This is a genomic window from Vibrio coralliilyticus ATCC BAA-450, from assembly GCF_000176135.1.
In the GTDB taxonomy this organism is placed as follows: domain Bacteria; phylum Pseudomonadota; class Gammaproteobacteria; order Enterobacterales; family Vibrionaceae; genus Vibrio; species Vibrio coralliilyticus.
This window is the reverse complement of record NZ_ACZN01000004.1, coordinates 1-14533: the sequence shown is the minus strand read 5'-3', so window position 1 is coordinate 14533 and position 14533 is coordinate 1. Positions and strand designations below refer to the sequence as shown.

Here is a 14533-nt window from a genome sequence, read left to right as displayed (position 1 = left end):
AGTCAAACACTTTTTCAAACTTATTTTCTCAGAAGCTTTTCACCTCTCTAACACTGCTGAAGCCTTGTGGTGTCTGCCGTGTCAGTGGGTGCGCATTATAGATAGGCGAGGAAAGAAGGCAAGCACAAAAATCGTTTTTTAGATAAAAAAACGCTTGAATGACTATTAATCATTCAAGCGCTTATTTAGTACCAATTTATCATCACCTTATTGGCAATATACCCACAGAAGACTGTGGATAACTAGTCATCAGTATCGAAGAAATAAGAGATCCTTGAGCGAGGATTTAAATACTCACGAACTTTATCTGGCAGTTTATTTGGCAAAATAGCATTGACTATCTTTATCTCTTTCTCTGCCAAATCGATGATGGGGGCTTGCGTTCTCGGAACGGAAGGATCATAAATAAGGACGTTTGGGAAAAGAATGTTACGTGCATTCACCGATATCACTAACCCCACCATATCGTTGGACAGTTGCACCACCGTCCCCGGAGGGTAGATACCCATGAACTTAATTAGGATATTTAGGTTTTCGTTGTTGTATAGGTTCTTACAGTTCTTATATAAATGAGAAAGTGCCACATAGGGTATCTTTTGCTCTGAAGGAACGTTGCTGTGGCACAGATTATCGTAAGCATTAGCTACCGAGATAATTTGCGTCAGCTCATCGATTTGCTCCCCTTTCAAGCCTTCTGGATAACCCGAGCCATCATTCAATTCATGGTGCTGGGCGATGACCGTTCGCGCACTTTCAGGAAAACTCTCCATATTATTCGCGATATCCAAACCATATTTAGTATGCAGTTTAAGATAGTTCTTTTCTGGTTCACTTAAAGGGGTCTGCTTACGTACAATTGCAGAGGGGACTTTGACTTTTCCCATATCGTGGAAAAGAGCAGCAAAAGCGACTTCTTTAATTTTCTGCGCTTCAAGCTTCTTAGCTTGGGCTATCATCATGGCGATGACAGAAACATTGAGGCAATGGAAATAAATATCTTCAAATTCACTTTTACCGTTCATCAAGTGTAAAGTGACATGATCATCACTAAGCAGCTTATCAACGATATCATCAACCAACTGCGCAGCTTCATCCACAGCCTGTTCTGGTCGGTTGCGAATTTTATTCATGACCGCCCGCATTCTCGATAGTGAGCGCTCAAACTCTTTTTCGCAATTAATCACTCTACGCCGATACGCACTGAGCTTTTCAATCCGATCTTGCTTCTCTTTCCATAATTTCTGCGCTTCAAGATCGATCTCCTCTGCAGAGGTATCATCCTTTTTCTCAGTCTCAGTCGAAGGGGGAAGAGGTTGAGTATCACTTTGATTCGGATTCATAAAGACATGCTTAATGCCTAAGTGACGAATCAGACGGATCTGTTCCTCGTCTTTAATCTTAAAGCTATTAAACAAAAACGGGTGCTCATTCCATTTGACCGGGAGTCGGATATGCAACCCTGGCTGAAGTCTGTCTACTGTAATTTTGATACTAGCCACGATCTATATACAACTTAATCTTTATTAACCAATTTATAATTTTAGATGATTCAAAACCTGAATTCATCACTCGTAAGCTTTAGTGAGGTACGCGTGTGATCCGCTTAAACTTTGCATGTCATTTAACCAGATCGCAATGCAGCATCCAACGAATACCAAACTGGTCTTCAACTTTGCCAAAGCGTCCTCCCCAAAAAGTGTCAGCAAGAGGCATCATGATATGACCACCGTGTGATAGCTTATCGAACACTCTGGCCTGTTCATCGAGATCGTCCAATACCAAAGATAATGCCATATGATTCCCAGAGCGCTCTTTTGCCACTAAACCATCTGAAAGCATCAACTTCATCCCAAACGCTTCACATTCTGCATGCATAATCCAATCAGGATCAGCGCCCTCTATTTGTTGCGGTGCGTCCTTAAAATACTGCTTGGTGACAACAACCCCGCCAAAAGCTTTGCAATAAAACTCCAGAGCTTCATCACAACGTCCGGCGAAAAATAAATAGGGGGTGAGTTGATACATTAGTTTGGGTCCTTTCAGATAGTATTCCTCTCTAAAAGATAGACAACAATTGCTTAACTAGCAGAAAAAATTAAAGATTTTTGATATTTATGGGTACAACTGAAAGCACTAACAAAATAAATGGGACGGTAAAAATGCACGAATACAAGAAGGAAACGCTACGAGACGACTGCCTCCTCCGCGTTGTTACTGGAATAGAAACCATAAACACCAGAAACAACAAAGCCCCGACTTTCGTCGAGGCTTTGTTGTTTAAATATGGTACCGGTGGGCGGACTTGAACCGCCACGCCCGAAGGCAACGGATTTTGAATCCGTCGTGTATACCAATTTCACCACACCGGCATCTTTGGGCTCTTGCCCTTTGATGTCTGGCATTATACGTAAGCAAAGTATTCGTGCAAGTGCAAAAGACTGAATTGATTGCCGTTTGCTGATAAAATCGCCACAAATTATTAAGCTGTGCGCAAAGTCTCTTTTCAGACTCACAGTGAAGCTATATTCTGACGCCTTCTAAAATTTGGGTAAGTTATTATTATGTCGACAACAGATACCCTGCCACCAGCAGGATTGATGCGCCGCCTCGGTGCGTTATTTTATGATGCTCTGATCGTGATTGCGATTGAAATGATGGCTGCAGGCATCGTGATTGCAGTTTTGCATGCGCTGGTTGCCATGGGTGGATTTAATGCTGCTCCGTATGCAGATGTCAGCGACTTTCTCACCAATCACCCGATATGGGGACCAGTTTATACTTTGTATCTCGCCGCCGTTTGGATCTACTTCTTTGTATTCTTCTGGACTCGCGCAGGGCAAACGCTGGGCATGAGAGCATGGAAAATACAGGTTCGCGATGCTGATGGTAGCGCAATTTCTGTGACTCAGGCATTAATCCGCATCGCGACATCAGGCTTTGGGCTGGCCAACCTTACTGTCCCCATTGACCCGAAAAAACGTGGCTTCCATGATATTTGGGCCAAGACACAAGTTGTTGTCTTACCTAAAGCTCAATAAAGAAGAGGAAGGCACTGCCTTCCTCTTGTTCTATCTATATCTGATTTAATCGACTTTCAGCTCTTTAAGCATTGACTCAGGTAAAGCTAACTCGTCATTGAGGTTAACTTTGATGCCTGCGTCAATTATAGCTTGAGCAATCTGTTTAGCTTCCTCAAGAGAGTGCATCGCAGCAGTGCCACATTGATATTCGTTTAATTCAGGGATCTTGTTTTGGCTTTCAACTTTTAGCACATCTTGCATCGATGACAACCAAGACTGAGCTACCTGCTCTTCTGTTGGTGTGCCAATCAGGCTCATGTAAAAGCCAGTACGGCAGCCCATTGGCGAAATATCGATAATTTCTACGCTATCACCGTTTAAGTGACTGCGCATGAAACCTGCGTATAAGTGTTCCAGTGTGTGAATGCCTTTCTCAGAAAGAATGTCTTTGTTTGGTGCAGTAAAACGCAGGTCAAACACAGTAATGGTATCACCTTTCGGCGTGGTCATTGTCTTAGCCACTCTCACCGCTGGCGCATTCATACGAGTGTGATCCACAGTAAAGCTATCTAATAATGGCATTGTCCTTTTCTCCTTCATTCCGGGCTAGAACAGCCAGCTCCGGTTGCTTTCCAGTTCTTGTTGGCACTGTTTGAGTTGCCAACCATAATCCTTTGCCTGCTGCTCAACTTTACGAGCAACTTTGATCAATGAAGGTTTGGATTGATAAGATTTACGCTTATAACCACCACGTCCTTCATGATAGGCCAAATATTGATTGTAAGGATCCCATTTGGAGATCCCTAATTGCTTCTGGGTTTCACTGGTGTACCAACCAATAAACATCAATGAATCATCAAAGTTGGTTCTCGAACCACCATGGCCTGTCGCTTTTTGAAAATCTTCCCATGCTGGGTCTTGCGCCTGAGCGTATCCGTAAGCGCTACTGACCCTACCCCAAGGAATGATTCCCAACAAGTAATCTTTCGATGGGCGAGCGTCATGGCGAAAGCTACTTTCTTGCTTTACAAACGCCATCGCAACCTGAATAGGCGTACCCCACTCTTCCTGCATATCTGCCGCATCATCATACCAATCTTGATGCTCACGGAAGATCTCACACAAATTACTTTGATTCTTAGGTGGCGCCGTCGAACAGCCACCTATAACCATGATACTGATTAGCAGCAAAGTCCTTTTCAATATTTTTTCCTATGACTTTAAATAAGCAAAATAGTCATCTAGGAATTCATCAAAACTGAGCGTATCAGCTTGCTCTGTGTCTACTTGTGCAGCACGGGAACGTTCAACTTCTTGCTCCATCACTTGCGCACTGTACACTTGGAACGCATGGTTCAAATGTTTTTCGCGGTACTGTAAGCCGAATTCACAGCCAACTTTGCCCAGTCCACCCAAGCGCTTAGTATCTTCCAAAAGCTGGCCAGAAATTGTCAGCTCTGGGTTATTTATCCAAGTCATCAGCTTATGGCAAACCGACTGATAGGCTTCACCGCCAACTGCGACATCCATCTTCTCTGCAATCAGAGTAATCTCATCGAATACACGTTGTGCCCAATCTTGCAGAGACAAGATTTCGCCTTTACAACCAATCTGCAGCTCTAGCCCCGGCTTACGCCCCGACTCGATCACTTTATTCCAGTTTTCACGCCAACATGCTTGCTCACAGAAGTCCATCGGCTCTGATTCAGTGATCGCCGCCCAAGTCAGAAATAGGTCTAGGAAGCGAATCTGGTCTTCATCAATACCGATCGGACTATATGGGTTAACATCTAATGCTCGCACTTCGATATATTCAACACCACCACGCGATAAAGCTTCCGATGGTTTCTCACCACCTTTCGCAACGCGTTTAGGGCGAATTGGCGCATACAGTTCATTTTCAATCTGCAAGACGTTGCTGTTTAGCTGACGATATTCACCATCTACCTTAACCCCAATTTCAGCAAACTCAGCAGACGGGGTACGAATTGCTGCATTAAGGCCATCCAAGTACTCTTCCAAACTGTTGAAGCCAATTTTCAACACACTCTGAGCACTATTGGTGTAGCCCAAGTCACTCATACGTAATGAAGTCGCATGAGGAAGGTATAAGGTCTCACCGATATTTTCGAAAGGCAGCTTAGTATCTCTTCCTTGGATAAAGGAAGAACATAAAGCTGGCGAAGCACCAAAGAAATAAGGGATCAGCCAGCCAAAGCGGTAGTAGTTACGGATAAGGCCAAAGTATGCTTCAGACTTAGTCGTCTGACGCTCTTGTTCAGATTGCTGGCCGTAAAGCGCATCCCAAAATGACTCTGGAAAAGAGAAATTGAAGTGCACACCAGAGATGATTTGCATCAGGCTACCATAGCGACGCTTCAAGCCTTCTCGATACAAGGTTTTCATCTTGCCAGAGTTAGAGCTTCCATATTGCGCAAGATTGATGTCATCTTCTTGGCTGACATAACACGGCATGGAAAGCGGCCACATTTTCTCTTCACCCAATTTAGTTTGAGTAAAGTGATGAATGTCCTCTAACTGCGCAGTCAGAGTTTTGATGTCACTGGATACAGGCGTGATGAACTCCAGCAACGATTCAGAAAAGTCTGTCGTAATCCAATCATTCGCGTAAGCAGAGCCCAGCTCTTTTGGGTGAGGAGTCGTAGCCAGCCTGCCATCCTTTTTATAACGCAGAGTTTCTCTCTCTACACCACGACCAAAGGATTGAAAAACATCAGGGGTTTGTGCAACTCGCTCCAGTCGCGCAGCAAAATCAGTCAAAATGATGGTTCGCTTATAGTCCTGGCCCAACTACTTCTGGACCGTTTGAATTATCAGAGGGCAGGAACTTCCCAAAACCCTCTCTCATGCTCTAATTTATGTGTACTCTAGCGGACGATTTCAAGCTCTTCTACTGGGATTTGCAAACTTTCTAGCTGAGGCTTTAGCGATTTTGCATCTCCTACCACAATGATCTGATATGCATCAGGTCTAAACCACTTGGCTGCCATCTGATTCAAGGTATCTTTACTCACCGTATCGACAATTTCATTGCGCTGCTTGAGGTAGTCTTCGTCCAGACTGTAAGCCAGAATACTACTTAACAGCTGTGCTTTCTGTGAAGGCGTTTCATACTTCAGAGCATCTTGTTGACCGACTGCTAAGCGTAAAAATTTCATTTCCTCATCTGTCATGCCTTTTTCACTGTACTGACTCAACTCTTTTTCTATCTCTTTGATAGAAGCAATCGTTGAGTCGGCACGAACTTGAGCAGAGAAAACAATGGCGCCAACTTCTCGGTTCGCCGCGAAGTAGCCACTAGCACCGTAGGTATAGCCTTTATCTTCGCGCAAATTCTGATTTATTCGACTATTAAAGTTGCCTGCCAAATTAAAGTTCGCCAATTGCGTTAAATACACTTCGCCCGTCGCATCAAAAGGCAAGCCCTGACGTACAAAACGAACAATGCTTTGTGGTGAGCTTGGCTTGTCAATCAAGTAAATTTTCTGCGGGCCCTTTTCATTCACGAGCTGAGGTCGTAGTAGAGGCGCCTCCTGCCCTTGCCAGTTTTCCAAAAAGGCCAATTCATTCTTCACTTGGCGTTTGGTTATATCGCCGACCACGACAATCTGAGCGCCATAGGGAGTGTAATGTTGGCGATAAAACGCTTTGACGTCATCCAGAGTCAATGCTGAAACAGACTCTTTCGTTCCATCATTTGGGCGTTGGTAGATGGAACCAGAAAACAAAACTTGTCTTGTAGCTTGAGACGCCAACCAGCTTGGTTTCTGATGCTGGTAAACAATACCTTCTAGCATCTGCTGTTTATTACGTTCAAAGTCGGATTCATTAAACGCAGGTTTAAATAACACCTCTTCAACAATAGCCAAGGTTTGAGGTAAATTTTTCTCAAGACTAGAAACGGAAATGCTGGTCGTGTAGTTCGCGGCACTGATAGATACAGTACTACCCAGTTTATCGAGTCTAGCCTGCAGCTGTTCGACCGTTGAATCTAACGTCCCTTCTTCCATCATCGCTGCCGTTAGATTCGCCAGCCCTTCTTTGCCTTGCTGAACATAACGCTCACCGGCTGGGAAGCGAATTTCCAGTTGAACCGTAGGCGTTTCACTACTTTGAGTACCCAATAGCTCAGCGCCATTATCGAAGTATAGTTTGTACAGCTTAGGCATTTGCGCTTTCACGGCTTCAGCCACTTCAGGCATCACTGAACGATCAAAGTTATCGACTGGACGACGATAGGCGAGATCTTGATCTTTGATCTTCTTATGCTCAGGTAGCGTTCTTTCAGGTGTGACGAAAGTCGCGGGTTTAACGACGTAATCGAGCTTACCTTTAGGTACCACACTCAACGTCACTTTGTGATGGCCGTTAACGAAGTCTTCATAAGCTTTCATGACAGATTCTGGCGAAACCGCACGTATTTGCTCTAACTGAGTTTGCAGTCGATCAGGCTGTCCAAAGAAAGTCTGATTAGCAGCGAGCTGAGACACTTTACCTCTCACGCTTTGCAGCGCAAATACGGCACTAGCTTCCGCCATGCCAGTAATTTGATCTAGGCGAGCCTGATCTACCCCTTGGTCTTCAAACTTCTGCAACGTCTGCATCAGCTCTTCATAAAGCGGTTTCAGTTTGCCTTTCTCTCCTGATGGGGCCATCGCATACACATAGAAGTTACATGACAGCTCAGAACATTCCTGGAAAGCACCTGCATCGACGGCTTTTTGAGTTTTGACCAACTCTTGATAAAGCAGGCTATTGGCACCTTTTCCTAGCACGTTGGCTAATGCGTTCAGAGACGCTTCTGTTTTCTCACCGCGGTAAGTTGTTGGCCACCCCAGCAAAACCATAGGTTGCTGAATACGGTCTTCCAAGGTGATGTATTTATCTTCCTTCAGCACCGCTGGCTGTTTTGGTGCCTGCTTAACCTCTGGGCCTTTCGGAATGGAACCAAAGTATTTGTTCACCCACTGCAGCGTTTGTTCGACATCGATATCACCACCAATCGTCAGTACGGCATTGTTTGGCCCATACCAGCGTAAGAAGAACGCTTTGAGGTCGTTGACATCAACACGATCTAAATCTTCCACATAACCAATTGTCTGCCAAGAGTACGGGTGACCTTCTGGGTAGAGCGCTTCACCCATCCTTTCCCACATCAGGCCATATGGTCGGTTATCAAAGTTTTGTGCACGTTCGTTTTTCACCGTATCACGCTGGATCTCAAACTTACGTTGTGAAACGGCATCAAGCAGGAAGCCCATTCGATCCGACTCCAGCCACAGCATTTTTTCCAGCTGATTTGAAGGCACGGTTTCAAAATAGTTGGTTCTGTCGCGGTTCGTAGTCCCGTTAAGGGTTCCCCCAGCTTCAGTAATGATCTTGAAATGCTCCTGATCACCAACGTGTTCGCTGCCTTGGAACATCATATGCTCAAAGAAGTGGGCAAAGCCTGACTTACCAATTTCTTCACGTGCTGAACCCACATGGTAGGTCACATCCACGTGAACCAAAGGATCAGAATCATCGGGAGAAAGAATGACCGTCAGGCCATTATCAAGCTGATACTTAGAGTAAGGGATCATCGCCTTACCCGGTTCAGCTTTCACTTCCTCAATCAAAGAGACACCTTGAGGAAGCGAAGATAAATGAGAATCAGAAGAGAGTGGATTGTTTGCACAACCATAAAGAGCAACGAGAGAAAATGCACCTAGCCAGATTTTTCTCATGACATCTCCTAGAAAAAACCATAATAAAGGGCTGCTAACAGGCTGTATCGCAATGCTTTACCAATCATGATCAGCCACAAACAGGGCCAGAAGCGCATGCGTAACCAACCTGCAGCCAAACAAAGCGTGTCACCAATTACCGGCAACCAACTGAATAAAAGGGACCAATAGCCGTATTTGCTCAACCACTGTAGTGCTTTATGACCATGTTTTTCATTTTGAGTTCGATTTGGCAGCCATAAACCCAGCCAGTAGTTAGTTAAACCACCAAGGGTATTACCCACAGTAGCCACAGCGATGATAGAAAGGGTAGAAAATTGATTGAGGCTCAGAGTAGCGATCAGTCCAGCTTCTGAGCCCCCGGGTAGTAGCGTTGCACTCAGGAAACCAGAAAGAAATAAAACCCAGAGTGCAGAATCAGAAAACCACAGAGCGATACTTTCAAACGCGGCGTTAAACGCCTCTAGCATTGCATATCAAGCAAGATCTTGCCTCGCGTATGCCCTGTTTCAATTTGTTTATGCGCGTCCATCACCTGATCCATTGGGTAGATATGCTGGATCTCTGTCTTAAGCAGCCCAACACTGACCATATAAATCAACGCATCTAACTGCTCAGGGTTCGGATCAACTAGCATGCCGGTCGCTTCAAAACCAAGCAATTTGGCTTTTTCACAGATCAGCTCTGCTGTAATAGTCGGTACAGTAACCACTTTAGCACCATCTTTAAGACACTTGAGCGCATCCAGTGCAGCATCACCACCTACTAAATCAATCAGTACGTCTGCTTCCTCAACACGTTCGGAAACAGGAGAGAATTGGTAGTTCACGGCGTGAGCACCTAACGTCGCCATGTAATCAAGGTTTGCTTCACTACAAGTCGTGAAGACTTCTGCTTTAGCTGCCACCGCGACCTGAATGGCAATATGACCAACACCGCCGGCACCAGCGAGAATTAGCACTCTTTGTCCTTCCTGAACACTGGCTTTGTCCAAAGCCTGAACCGCAGTCTGCCCAGATAAAGGTAGCACTGCCGCGGCTTCTAGAGTGATCGACTCAGGCACTAAGCTAAGTTCGGCTTCCGGCACACATACGTACTGACTGTAACCGCCGCCTTGGAGTGGAAAGCCAATAAAGCCAGCCACTTTGTCACCCGCAACAAATCGCTTTGCTTGCTCTCCACATGTCACCACTTCACCAGAAATATCGTACCCCGGCACCCAAGGTAGATTATCTTTGTTCTGTGAAGCCGCCCAGCCGAGGCCCGCGCGCGTTTTAACATCGATAGGGTTAACGCCTGCAAAGGCCACTTTCACTAACACCTCACCTTGTTGAGGTTCTGGTACCGCATTAGTTTGAACGGCTAAAACGTCAGGATCACCAAATTGAGTTATCGCGATTTGTTTATTTTCCATTTCATCATTTCCCTATCGATACGAAAAAGGGATGCGAAAGCATCCCTTTGAATATATACCATTTATTGCCAGCAAGTTAACTGCCTATTCTCAAATTGACTAATAACTTACGTTAATTCACCAATGCTAAGAGAATACCCGCTGCGACGGCAGAGCCTAAAACGCCAGCAACGTTAGGCCCCATTGCATGCATTAAGAGGAAGTTTTGCGGATTCGCATCCAAGCCAACTTTGTTCACCACACGCGCCGCCATAGGTACCGCAGATACTCCAGCTGCACCGATCAGTGGGTTAATATCTTCTTTGGAGAACTTATTGAGCAGCTTAGCCATTAAGACACCGCCCGCAGTTCCAATACTGAAAGCAACTGCACCTAAGGCAAGAATGCCCAAGGTCTCAACATTGAGGAATTCTTCTGCCTGAAGCTTGGAGCCAACGCCTAAACCAAGGAAGATGGTGACAATATTGATTAACTCGTTCTGCGCTGTTTTCGATAACCTATCCACCACGCCAGCTTCACGCATCAAGTTACCAAGACAAAACATACCAACCAGCGGGGTCGCGGAAGGTAGGAACAAGATCGTCATCAACAGTACAGCAAGTGGGAAGAGAATTTTTTCAGCTTTGCCGACATGGCGCAGCTGAGCCATCTTCACCTTACGTTCCTCAGGTGTTGTCAGCGCTTTCATGATTGGTGGCTGAATGATAGGCACCAGTGCCATATAGCTGTATGCTGCTACCGCAATCGCACCGAGAAGATCCGGTGACAACTTGCTTGCTAAGAAAATAGCGGTTGGGCCATCAGCACCACCAATGATGGCAATCGAAGCCGCATCAGGCATGCTGAATTCCATACCCGGCACGTAGTTGAGCAGAATCGCGCCAAACAACGTCGCGAAGATACCAAATTGCGCAGCGGCTCCTAACCACAAGGTTTTCGGGTTAGCAATCAAAGCGCCAAAGTCGGTCATTGCTCCTACGCCCATGAAAATCAGTAACGGGAAGATCCCCGACTCAATCCCCACATAGTAGACGTAGTAAAGCAAGCCACCCTCATCAGTAAAGCCCGCATTAGGTATATTAGCCAAGATGGCACCAAAGCCAATTGGCAATAAAAGTAAGGGCTCAAAGCCTTTACGAATGGCCAAAAACAACAGGATACAACCAACCAGAATCATACATATCTGGCCAAACTCGAAATTAGCAATCCCTGTTTCTGACCATAAGGTCATTAATCCGTCCATGATACTCCCTTACGCTAGACTCAATAGCGGTGCGCCGACCGTCACTGAATCACCTTCCTTAACGTGAAGGTCTTGAACGATACCGCCACGGGCTGCGCGAACTTCAGTTTCCATCTTCATCGCTTCGAGGATCAGAAGTACTTCACCCTCTTCCACTTGAGCTCCACTTTGAACATTCACTTTGAAAATGTTCCCCGCCAACGGCGCAGGTACCATCTCTGAATTACCCGATTGAGCAGCAGGGGCTGGCGAAGCCTGTTGAGGCGTTGAGTTAGCCGGAGCAACCGATGTCAATTGACCTTGCGGGCCCACTTCTACGTCGTAAACCTGCCCGTCAACTTTAACACTGTAAGTCTCAATCCCACCCTGAGCAGCTTGAGGAGCAGGTGCTGCCACTGGCTCTTCTTTACCTGGAGCGGGCTCGAAAGCATCAGGGTTATGGCGATTCTTAAGGAACTTCAGACCAACCTGAGGGAATAGTGCGTAGGTTAAGACATCATCGACCGTATCTTCAGCCAATGAAATACCATCTTGTTTCGCTTTAGCAAGCAAATCTTCAGTGAGGGTATCCAACTCAGCTTCCAGCAGATCCGCTGGGCGACAAGTAATGGCTTCAGCACCATCCAGTACTTTTGCTTGCAGCTCTGCATTTACCTCTGCCGGAGCTGCGCCGTATTCGCCTTTTAGGACACCCGCCGTCTCTTTGGTGATGCTCTTATAACGCTCACCCGTTAGCACGTTAATCACAGCTTGCGTGCCGACAATCTGCGACGTTGGTGTCACGAGAGGAATGAAGCCCAAATCTTCGCGCACGCGCGGGATCTCGTCCAATACCTCATCAATACGATCTGCCGCACCTTGTTCTTTAAGCTGGCTTTCCATATTAGTCAGCATGCCGCCTGGCACCTGGGCGATAAGAATGCGCGAATCTACCCCTTTCAGCTGACCTTCAAATTTCGCATATTTTTTACGAACTTCGCGGAAGTAAGCAGCTATTGGTTCGATCTGGTCCAACTTAAGGTTGGTATCACGCTCTGTACCTTGGAGCATCGCAACCACAGTTTCCGTCGGAGTGTGGCCGTATGTACAGCTCATTGAGGAGATCGCAGTGTCAAGAATATCGACCCCAGCTTCGACTGCTTTGACTGCTGTTGCAGTAGAAAGGCCAGTCGTTGCGTGACAATGAAGTGCTAAAGGAATATCGGTCGATGATTTGATACGAGAGATCAGCTCTTCCGCTTCATACGGCTTAAGCAAACCTGACATATCTTTAATGCATAAAGAGTGGCAACCAAGATCTTCAAGGCGCTTCGCCAGATCAACCCAAGTGTCGGTATTGTGAACTGGGCTAGTAGTATAAGAAAGCGTACCTTGTGCGTGAGCACCAACATCGACTGCTGCCTTGACCGCTTTCTGGAAATTGCGCACATCGTTCATTGCATCAAAGATGCGGAACACATCCATGCCATTGGCGTGCGCACGTTCGACAAATTTTTCAACCACATCATCTGCGTAGTGGCGGTAACCTAGCAGGTTTTGGCCACGAAGTAGCATTTGCATGGGTGTATTGGGCATCGCTTTTTTAAGCGCGCGTAGACGTTCCCAAGGGTCTTCTCCTAGAAAACGGATACACGCATCAAAGGTGGCACCGCCCCAGGTTTCTAAAGACCAGTACCCCACTTTATCGAGCTCCGCTGCGATAGGTAACATATCTTCAAGACGCATACGAGTAGCAAACAGCGACTGATGGGCGTCACGAAGCACCACGTCGGTTAAAGCTAGTGGTTTAGACATGCTCATTAACTCCTTTTAATCCATTTAAATGCTACTTAGCAGTAGAAGTGCGATGTTGATGCACCGCAGCAGAAATCGCTGCAACTACCTTGGGGCTAATAGCAGAAGAGGTTGGTTGAATTTTATTATTTTGATTCGGTGTAGCGATCGGCTCTGGCACTTCTTCTGGCACCAGCTTAGACATTAGCCGAACGAGATAGACGAGAATAGTTAGGAATATAAATACTACGGCCATCCCTGTAAGCATCAGGGTTGCAGCATCTACTAGCAGGCTTCCAATATTTTCCATTTTAAGCATCCTTTCTTTGTCATCCTGACAAGATATTGGCCATTCAATTATTGGGACTTCGTGTCTTAAATGACCTTTTTGGCGTCAGTTCTGTGCTGACGTTTTCTTTCAGGAAAAGTAGTCAAATATCCTGATAAGAGGTCTAGGATTATCTCGATTGGTTAAACTTTGTCAATTTTGTTTAAAGCAGTCTTGATGATATTGCACATTTCTAGGGATGATTGCGTCATACAAATCACATAAATCTGCAATATGAGACGATATAAGGATAAATAACTGCCGATTTTATGACGTTATTAGATAAATCGGATGATTACTGCGATAGGGATAATGTTTCCCAAAAAAAGTTCTTAGAAAACATTAACTTGTGAAAGTAAAGTTAATAGAATGATAATAAAATGTTAACAAAAAAGCCCTGCTATTTCTAGCAGGGCTTCTATATGATGGCGCGCTCGGAAGGATTCGAACCTTCGACCGCCTGGTTCGTAGCCAGGTACTCTATCCAGCTGAGCTACGAGCGCGCAATGTTTGATATCAATATAATCAATATCAGGTCAGTGACCTTAATGAGTGGCGCGTCCTGGAGGATTCGAACCTCCGACCGCCTGGTTCGTAGCCAGGTACTCTATCCAGCTGAGCTAAGGACGCACGGGGTGTTCAACAAGTTTAAACTTACTAAACGAAGTAGTGGCGCGCTCGGAAGGATTCGAACCTTCGACCGCCTGGTTCGTAGCCAGGTACTCTATCCAGCTGAGCTACGAGCGCGCAATATTTGATATCAATATAAACAATATCAGGTCATTGACCTTAATTAGTGGCGCGTCCTGGAGGATTCGAACCTCCGACCGCCTGGTTCGTAGCCAGGTACTCTATCCAGCTGAGCTAAGGACGCACGGGGTGTTCAACAAGCTTTAAACTTACTAAACGAAATAGTGGCGCGCTCGGAAGGATTCGAACCTTCGACCGCCTGGTTCGTAGCCAGGTACTCTATCCAGCTGAGCTACGAGCGCGCAATGTTCTCTCAAA

At 45.8% G+C, this 14533-nt stretch carries 12 protein-coding genes and 6 tRNA genes; 1 reads left to right on the top strand and 17 read right to left on the bottom strand.

What is annotated here, in order from left to right:
• Window positions 1-242 precede the first annotated feature (242 nt).
• From VIC_RS00245 to VIC_RS00235, 3 genes are all read right to left on the bottom strand, one after another.
• The gene (locus tag VIC_RS00245; protein ID WP_029236357.1) at window positions 243-1499 is read right to left on the bottom strand and encodes an HD-GYP domain-containing protein; all 1257 of its coding nucleotides are present in this window, start codon (window positions 1497-1499) and stop codon (window positions 243-245) included.
• Window positions 1500-1617: 118 nt separating this feature from the next.
• Complete coding sequence (locus tag VIC_RS00240; protein ID WP_006957092.1) at window positions 1618-2025, bottom strand: VOC family protein; 408 nt, start codon at window positions 2023-2025, stop codon at window positions 1618-1620.
• A 259-nt stretch (window positions 2026-2284) separates the two neighbouring features.
• Window positions 2285-2369: transfer RNA gene (locus VIC_RS00235), tRNA-Leu, on the bottom strand.
• 192 nt (window positions 2370-2561) lie between these two features.
• On the opposite strand from VIC_RS00235, the gene VIC_RS00230 reads away from it, so the two are divergent.
• Window positions 2562-3038, top strand: a complete 477-nt coding sequence (locus VIC_RS00230) for an RDD family protein (protein WP_006957090.1) — start codon at window positions 2562-2564, stop codon at window positions 3036-3038.
• Between the two features lie 45 nt (window positions 3039-3083).
• Here the strand turns inward: VIC_RS00230 and luxS are convergent, their stop codons facing one another.
• From luxS to VIC_RS00160, 14 genes are all read right to left on the bottom strand, one after another.
• The gene (gene luxS, locus VIC_RS00225) at window positions 3084-3602 is read right to left on the bottom strand and encodes an S-ribosylhomocysteine lyase (protein ID WP_006957088.1); all 519 of its coding nucleotides are present in this window, start codon (window positions 3600-3602) and stop codon (window positions 3084-3086) included.
• A 24-nt stretch (window positions 3603-3626) separates the two neighbouring features.
• Window positions 3627-4223 carry a transglycosylase SLT domain-containing protein gene (locus VIC_RS00220; protein WP_006957085.1) on the bottom strand — a complete coding sequence of 199 codons (597 nt, stop codon included), beginning with the start codon at window positions 4221-4223 and terminating at the stop codon, window positions 3627-3629.
• 9 nt (window positions 4224-4232) lie between these two features.
• The gene (gene gshA, locus VIC_RS00215) at window positions 4233-5801 is read right to left on the bottom strand and encodes a glutamate--cysteine ligase (protein WP_006957083.1); all 1569 of its coding nucleotides are present in this window, start codon (window positions 5799-5801) and stop codon (window positions 4233-4235) included.
• 107 nt (window positions 5802-5908) lie between these two features.
• Window positions 5909-8767: a M16 family metallopeptidase gene (locus VIC_RS00210; protein WP_006957080.1), complete on the bottom strand. Its 2859-nt coding sequence runs from the start codon at window positions 8765-8767 to the stop codon at window positions 5909-5911.
• Window positions 8768-8775: 8 nt separating this feature from the next.
• Window positions 8776-9237, bottom strand: a complete 462-nt coding sequence (locus VIC_RS00205) for a YqaA family protein (protein WP_006957079.1) — start codon at window positions 9235-9237, stop codon at window positions 8776-8778.
• On the bottom strand, window positions 9231-10181 hold the full coding sequence (locus tag VIC_RS00200; protein WP_006957076.1) for an NADP-dependent oxidoreductase: 951 nt from the start codon (window positions 10179-10181) through the stop codon (window positions 9231-9233). Before VIC_RS00200 ends, VIC_RS00205 begins: the two co-directional genes overlap by 7 nt.
• A gap of 112 nt (window positions 10182-10293) precedes the next feature.
• Window positions 10294-11424: a sodium ion-translocating decarboxylase subunit beta gene (locus VIC_RS00195; protein ID WP_006957074.1), complete on the bottom strand. Its 1131-nt coding sequence runs from the start codon at window positions 11422-11424 to the stop codon at window positions 10294-10296.
• 9 nt (window positions 11425-11433) lie between these two features.
• On the bottom strand, window positions 11434-13218 hold the full coding sequence (gene oadA / locus VIC_RS00190; protein WP_006957072.1) for a sodium-extruding oxaloacetate decarboxylase subunit alpha: 1785 nt from the start codon (window positions 13216-13218) through the stop codon (window positions 11434-11436).
• Between the two features lie 31 nt (window positions 13219-13249).
• The gene (locus VIC_RS00185) at window positions 13250-13507 is read right to left on the bottom strand and encodes an oxaloacetate decarboxylase subunit gamma (protein WP_006957070.1); all 258 of its coding nucleotides are present in this window, start codon (window positions 13505-13507) and stop codon (window positions 13250-13252) included.
• Window positions 13508-13951: 444 nt separating this feature from the next.
• Window positions 13952-14028: transfer RNA gene (locus tag VIC_RS00180), tRNA-Arg, on the bottom strand.
• A gap of 50 nt (window positions 14029-14078) precedes the next feature.
• Window positions 14079-14155: transfer RNA gene (locus tag VIC_RS00175), tRNA-Arg, on the bottom strand.
• A 40-nt stretch (window positions 14156-14195) separates the two neighbouring features.
• Window positions 14196-14272: transfer RNA gene (locus tag VIC_RS00170), tRNA-Arg, on the bottom strand.
• Window positions 14273-14322: 50 nt separating this feature from the next.
• Window positions 14323-14399 (bottom strand) — tRNA-Arg (locus tag VIC_RS00165).
• 41 nt (window positions 14400-14440) lie between these two features.
• Window positions 14441-14517, bottom strand: a tRNA-Arg gene (locus VIC_RS00160).
• Window positions 14518-14533 lie beyond the last annotated feature (16 nt).